Genomic DNA, 6,669 nt, shown 5'->3' with positions numbered 1-6,669 from the left:
CCGGCCTCGGGGTTCAGGCCTTCTGCTCTGTGAGTCCCTTCGCGATCTGGTCAGAGGTGGTCGCCTTGCGCAGCTTCTGCTCGACCGCGATGATGACCAGCGCACCCAGGCCCACCGCCGAGACCCACAGGTTCGGGTAGACCAAGGCTATGCCGCCGGCGACGAGCAACAGCCGTTCGACGACGTTTGCCGAACCGAAGAAGTAGCCGGCCAGACCCGCTGAGACTCCGACCATGCCCAGAATCAGCGTGACCAGGGCAATCAGCATCTCCGACACGGTTCCCTGCAGCAGAAGTGCCGGCTCCAGGATGAAGACATACGGGATGAGGAAGCCCGCAATGGCGATACGCAGCGCTGTGACACCTGCGCGCATCGGATTCGCCGCCGCAATGCCCGCACCGGCATAGGCCGCCAGACACACAGGAGGTGTGATATCGGCGAGGATGCCGAAGAAGAACACGAACATGTGTGCGGCGATGAGCGGAACGTCGAAGTTGTTGTACAGGATCGGCGCGGCGATGGTGGCCGTGACAACGTAGTTCGCCGTCGTCGGAAGTCCCATGCCGAGCACCAGGCAGGCGATCATCACCATGAACAGCACGATGAAGAAGTTGCCTCCCGCGAGATCGACGAGTCCCTTGCCCAACTGCCCGCCGAGTCCCGTCACCGTGACGGTGCCGGCGACGATCCCAGCTGTCGCACAGGCCGCGATGACCGGCAGGGCCGTTCGTGCGCCCGAGACGAGCAACTCGACGAATCCCCGCGGAGTGAGGCGGGTGATCTTGCGCAGGAAGCTGAGGATGAACCCTGTGCCGATGCCGAACAGTGCCGCACGGATCGGCGACATGCCGGACAGCAGAGTGAGGACGATGACGACGAGGGGCAGGAGCAGGTCGAGGCGTTTGAGCAGCTCGATGCCGTTGGGAAGGCTGCTCTTCGCCATTCCCAGGATTCCGGTGGTCTTCGCCTCGAAGTGGATGGAGAGGAACGCTCCGAGGAAGTAGAGGAGAGCGGGAATGATGGCGATGACGATGAGCCCGTTGTATTCGAGGTCGGGCACATTCTGAGCCATGATGAATGCCGCGGCGCCCATGATCGGCGGCATGAGCTGCCCGCCGGTCGATGCTGTGGCCTCGGTCGCGGCGGCGAAGTGGGGTTTGAACCCGGCCCGCTTCATCAGCGGAATGGTGAACGATCCCGATGCGACCGTGTTCGCAACCGACGAGCCCGAGACCATTCCCTGCAGACCCGAGGCCACCACGGCCGCCTTTGCCGGGCCGCCGGTGAACCTGCCGGTCAGCCGGTAGGCGAGATCGTTGAAGAACTGGCCGATGTTCGTGTGGACGAGCATCACTGCGAAGAAGAGGAAGAGGAAGATGAAATTCGCCGACACCTGGATCGGCGTGCCGAAGATGCCCCCGCCGCTGGACAGGAACATGCCTGTGGCGAGGTCTTCGACGCTCAGCCCCGAATGCTTGAACACCGGCAGGTAGTTGCCGAAGAGACCGTAGAGCAGAGCGATTCCGGCGATGATGACGATCGGCAGGCCGACGCATCGACGTGTCGCCTCGAGGATGAGGAGGACTCCGAGGACGGCGACGAAGAAGTCGAGTTCGGAGTATCCGAGAATCTGCACCGAGTTGCTCACCAGGCGCGTGTAGTCGAAGAACACGTAGAGATTGCAGCCGAGCCCGGCCAATCCGAGGACGACGTCGTACCAAGCGATCCCCTTGCCACGGCCGATGAGGATATCGGCCACCCGGTTTCCGCTGGCCGGCGCGTCGAGCAGCCGCTTGCTGGCCGGGTAGAGGAAGAAGATCAGGGCAGTCGCCCCCGCAAGATGCAGCGACGAGTGCATCCACGTGTTGAATGGACGCTCCAGCGCCGCATAGAGGTGGTAGAGGGTGAAGACGATCGAGATGCCGCCGATGACCCACGCCCACCACCCGAGGTCGGTGCGGAATCGACTCGAGGTGTCGACCTTGCGCAGCACCTCGGCGGAGTCCTTCTTCGCTTCCGCGGTCTGCTCGGCGACCGCCCCGGCCGCGTTGTCGGATGGCCGGGGCGGTGTCGGGTGATCACTCACGGCAGGTCAATGCCTTCTTCTTCGTAGTACTTCTGGGCTCCGGGGTGCAGCGGCACATCGCCGACGCCCAGCATGGCGGAGTCCTTGGTGATCAGCTTCCCGACATCCAGCGTGACCTCATCGCTGTGCTCGAACAGCGCCTTGGTCATTCCGTAGGCGGTGTCCTCACTGACCTGGTCCGTGGAGGCCACCAGGGATGCGAAGACGGACACCGTGGGCACGTCCTCCTCGAGGAAGTCATAGGCATCGGCAGGGATGTCGTAGGACTCGGCACCGCTGTTCTCTTCGATCGCCGAGGTCGTCTTCTCGTCGAGGCCGAGGAGTTCGACGTCGGTGGTCGCCGCCAGCTGTGTCAGCCCGGCCACCGGGGTGCCGACGACGAAGATCGTCGCATCGATCTGCTTGTCGGCGAGCATATCGGTCGAGGCCCCGAAGTCAGTGATCTCCGGCGTGTAGTCCGCCTCGCCGATGTTCGCCGCGTCGAGCACGGCGTCCGAGATCGCGCGGGTGCCGGAACCGGCATCACCGACAGCGATCTTCTTGCCCTTGAGATCCTGAACGGACTCGATCCCGGAATCTTCACGCACGATGATGTGCGCGGCTTCGGGGTAGAGCGAGGCGATCCACCCGACATTGTCGATCTTCGTGCCATCGAGGTCTTCGAGCTCACCCTTGACGGCGTTGTTCGCAGTGTCGCTCTGAGTGAAGCCCAGCTGCCACTCACCCTGGTAGATCTTGCCGAGGTTCTCGGCCGAGGCGCCGGACTCCACATAGTTGACGGAAGTGCCGTCGACATTCTCTTCGAAGATCGTCGCGAGCTCGCCGCCCAGGGGATAGTAGGTTCCGGAGGTGCCGCCGGTTCCGAAGGTGAGGTCATTCGTGGTCTCACCTCCGTCGCCGGAACCTCCGCCGGAGTCTCCGCCGGATCCGCAGGCGGAGAGGGAGAGGGCGAGCGCGGCGATGGCCGCAACGGTCATGCGTCTGATTTTCATGTTTTCCTCTTCGTCGTTGAGCTTCTGTTGCCAGCTGCCTTGCTGATCGCTCGGTTGCTTCCCTCCGACAGTATGCGGAGGTCGTCTTCATTCGTGGACTCAGACCGAATGTTTGCTGAATCGTTAGCTGCCTGCTTCATTCTGAACCAGTCGATACGGTGAGATCGTGGCCTCCCCCGCCTCGGCGAGAATCTCCTCGCGGCTCTGACCACGCCGGATGAGCGAGTACTCAACTGCTTCCGGGGTGGCCCTGTACCCGAAAACGGGCACTCGCGGGAGGAGGTTGTAGGAGAACGGATTGGAGAAGTAGTAGGCGCCGGTGTCGGGCACGGCCACGATGTCGCCGGCATCGAGGCGCGGCAGCAGACGATCGCGGGCCAGGAGGTCACCGGCGAAGCAGGCCGGTCCTGCGACATCGGTGGGGACCTCCTCGGCGGATTTGTGATTGCCGTCCGGATCGAAGGGGAGGATGCGCAGCGGCCAATCGGCCGGGGCATAGGCCGTGCGGGTGGCGACCTGGACGCCGGCGTGGGTCATGGCGATGCGTCGGCCGCCGGTGGTCTTGGCGTATTCGACGTGGGTGAGGATGGTGCCGGCCTTGGCCAGCAGTGCGCGCCCGAATTCGGTGATGATGTCGAAGTCGAACAGGCCGGGGACCTGGGCGGCGAGCACAGCGCGGTAGTCGGCGAATGTCGGGGTGATCTCTTCGCCGGCGAAGTTCACGGGCAGCCCCCCGCCGATGTCGATGCGGGTGACCTGACGGTCACGGCCGTGAGCCTGAGCGGCACGCCGGTTGATCTCCTGCGCGAGATCGACGACGACTTCAATGCCCGCCGCAGCCTGGTCGAGGCTGATCCCCTGGGACCCGGAGTGCACGTGGATCTGGTTGAGCCAGGGGCGGGCCAGGTAGGCGTCGATGAGTGCTTCGCGAGCGCCCGGGTCGGCCAGGCCGATGCCGAATTTCGAGGTCTGTGTGGCGGTCGACAGCGCACCGATCGTGCCCGTGCCCGACTGCGGATTGATCCGGATCCCCACCCTCGCCGAGGTGGCCCCGGGCTCGGGGGCGACCGCCTGGTTCGCGTCGGGGTCGAGGGGCGCGTCGGCTGCTAGGTGTCCCTCGGTTTCGAGGGGTGCGTCGGCTGCGAGGATCGCATCGAGTCGATCGAGTTCCTCATAGTTGTCGATATTCATCGACACCCCCAGCGACACGGCACGCTTGAGCTCGGACAGGGTCTTCGCCGGAGAGTCGAAGACGATGCGCTCAGGAGCGAAGCCTGCTGTCAGGGCGAGATCGAGCTCACCGGGACTGGCAACCTCGCAGCCGGCACCGGCCTCGGCATAATAGCGCAGCAGGGGCTGCAGCGGCACGGCCTTGCAGGCGACGGCGTGAAGGACGTCGGTGCTCCCGGAGAATGCCGCGGTCAGGCGCTCGTACGCGTCAGAGACCTGGTCGAGGTCGATGAGTCCGATCACCGGAGTCGCGTCGTCGAGTGTCGGTGACAGGGCGTCGACACCGTTCGCCTCGGCACCGGTTCCTACGGCACTGCTTTCACTGGTCGAGCTCTGCGCCACTGCCTTGATCACTCGATCTCGGCTGGCCTGGACCGGCGGCCCCGACTGGTTGCTGTGCATATCGTCCTTCGTTCGTGGTGTGCTGTCACTTTAGAACGCCGCAACCAGGACGAACGAACAATAATCTGCCAAACTTTTTCCTGCAGCCTTGTAAGAACCGCACATCCGAGGCCTGTGACGATTCGACACCGACCAATGCCTCGAGGCCCTCAGCTGAGTCAGCGGCTTTCCCTGTCGTAGACGAGCACAGCGAACTCCAGCCACAGCCTGCCCGCACGATCCGCCGTCGACAGGCCCGTGATCTCCTCGATCCGGGTGAGACGATGCCGCAGAGAATTCGTGTGGACGTGCAGACGACGGGACGCCTCGGCGGAGTTTCCGACCGTTGCAAAGTATGCGCGCAAGGTCTCGAGCAGCTGCCCCTGAAGCTTCGCATCGTGTGCTGCGAGCAATCGAGCAGGCTCCGTGATGCGAGGACCCACTGAGCGCAGGGCATCGGCGGCTTCGAGGCCCACGAGTTCGGCCGCGACGTCCTCGGCCGTCGCGCCGCGGACCACGTCGCGATCGTCGGCAGATCCGCTGCCCGCAGGCGCGGAAGCCCCGCCCTGCGGTTCCCTGGCCAGCAGCGCGTCGACGACGTACACGGCTTCGGTCCACGATCGCTGCACATGGTCGAGGCGTTCGACGGCGGCGCCCACCCCGAAGTGAAGCGGCTCGCTCGGCGGCAGGGACCGCTGCAGCGTCGAGGCGACGTGAGACTTGATCTCAATCGCCGACATGGCTTCGCTCATATGCACGAGCACCGCCAGGTGACCATGAGCTCCGACGTGGGCGAGCACGGCATCGGCGAAGGCGGCCCGCAGATGGAACCTCAGCACGGGCTCTCGGTCGGGGGCGATCTCGGCGAAGGCCAGGGTTGCATAGTGCCCGGAGAAGGGCAGCGCGAGCAGGGTCGCGGCCGGGCCCAGATCCGGCGAACCACCGAGGATCGATCCGAGGGCCTCCCGCCGGATCCGCTTTTCGAACGGGGAGCGTCGCAGGGTGCGCAGCATCACCGGGATCGCCGCCCGGGCGGCATCGCGGAGGACATCGCGCAGCGACGCCGGATCCACCGTCTCCGGATAGGCGGCCCAGATCGTGCCGAGCAGCTCGCCCTCGCTGCGCAGCGCGATGACGGAACGAGCGGGCGTGGCTCCTGCGGCGGGCCGCTCGACGACATCGGTCGAACGGCGCACGACGTCCAGGAACCCGGACTCCTCCAACTCGGCGATGCGCCAGTCGGGAATCGCACCGGAGAGGATCGTCTCCCGTCGAATATCGTCGATCTCATCGCCGAGGTTCGAGTGGGCGAGCACGCGTGAGGCCGGGTCCTCGATCGTGATCGATGCCCCCGTCATCTCCGCGATGACCGCTGCCAGCGCGCTGAGGTCATCAACATCGGGCCAGGCCAGTGCGCTCGAGGCGCCCTCGCTGAGCTGGCGCAGATGGACGAGCACCTCGGACCAGGTCACGCCCGTGGAGCGTTCGAGCAGAATGGGCGCTGCCGCCCCGGCAGATACGTCATCGGCCCCCTCGCCGAGGTGGGTGTGTGTTCCCGGCGGAACGATGAGTGCCGCGGCGCCGGAGTACCGCGCCCGAATCGCACCGAGCCCTGCACGGAGTCCGCCCGCGTTGAACCCGCCGGCACCGTCCACGGGTTCGGTGACGAGGACGACCACCCCCGCGAGATCAGCAGACGACCGATGATCAGCAGGGGATCGGAACTCAGCAGCTGAACCTCTGAGGTCGACGTCGAACTCGATGCGAGTCACCTCGACGTCGACATCGACCTGATTCAGGGGAAGCAGAAACCCTGCGGTCTCCCGCAGCAGGCGGGAGACGCGCAGGGCATTCGTTTCGCTCATATGCCCACTGTAGTCAACGTGGGCGGCTCCGCACCGACCCCCAGCTACCTGACGGGGGGGGACACAAACACACCCGCCAGGCTGGAGGGCCCGGACCGATGGAAGTGGAACAGAG

At 65.3% G+C, this 6,669-nt stretch carries 4 protein-coding genes; all 4 read right to left on the bottom strand.

Annotated features, from left to right (window positions below):
* Positions 1 to 13: 13 nt before the first annotated feature.
* Positions 14 to 2,086: a TRAP transporter permease gene (locus L0G76_RS13050; protein WP_096157571.1), complete on the bottom strand. Its 2,073-nt coding sequence runs from the start codon at positions 2,084 to 2,086 to the stop codon at positions 14 to 16.
* Positions 2,083 to 3,078: a TAXI family TRAP transporter solute-binding subunit gene (locus L0G76_RS13045; RefSeq protein ID WP_304357611.1), complete on the bottom strand. Its 996-nt coding sequence runs from the start codon at positions 3,076 to 3,078 to the stop codon at positions 2,083 to 2,085. The genes L0G76_RS13050 and L0G76_RS13045 overlap by 4 nt, the downstream gene beginning before the upstream one ends.
* A gap of 123 nt (positions 3,079 to 3,201) precedes the next feature.
* The gene (locus L0G76_RS13040; RefSeq protein WP_304357610.1) at positions 3,202 to 4,710 is read right to left on the bottom strand and encodes a type III PLP-dependent enzyme domain-containing protein; all 1,509 of its coding nucleotides are present in this window, start codon (positions 4,708 to 4,710) and stop codon (positions 3,202 to 3,204) included.
* Positions 4,711 to 4,868: 158 nt separating this feature from the next.
* Complete coding sequence (locus L0G76_RS13035) at positions 4,869 to 6,554, bottom strand: PucR family transcriptional regulator (RefSeq protein ID WP_304357609.1); 1,686 nt, start codon at positions 6,552 to 6,554, stop codon at positions 4,869 to 4,871.
* Positions 6,555 to 6,669: the final 115 nt, after the last annotated feature.

The organism is Brevibacterium picturae, assembly GCF_030453725.1.
GTDB lineage: Bacteria > Actinomycetota > Actinomycetes > Actinomycetales > Brevibacteriaceae > Brevibacterium > Brevibacterium sandarakinum_A.
This window is presented reverse-complemented; position numbering and strand designations above follow the sequence as displayed.